Below are 205 nucleotides of genomic sequence, written 5' to 3' on the forward strand. Positions count from 1 at the left end.
TGGGACAGATGATTGGGGTGAAGTCGTAACAAGGTAGCCGTATCGGAAGGTGCGGCTGGATCACCTCCTTTCTATGGAGAATTGATGAACGCTGTTCATCAATATAAGTTTCCGTGTTTCGTTTTGTTCAGTTTTGAGAGAACTATCTCTCATATATAAATGTATGTTCTTTGAAAACTAGATAACAGTGTAGCTCATATTTTTT

General features: G+C 38.5%; 1 rRNA gene. It reads left to right on the top strand.

The annotated features are described in order from the left end of the window. Positions 1 to 71 (top strand): 16S ribosomal RNA (locus tag H6481_RS28590); the annotation flags it as partial. Positions 72 to 205 lie beyond the last annotated feature (134 nt).

The organism is Bacillus sp. ME78 (genome assembly GCF_903970865.1).
Taxonomy (GTDB): Bacteria; Bacillota; Bacilli; order Bacillales; family Bacillaceae_G; genus Bacillus_A; species Bacillus_A cereus.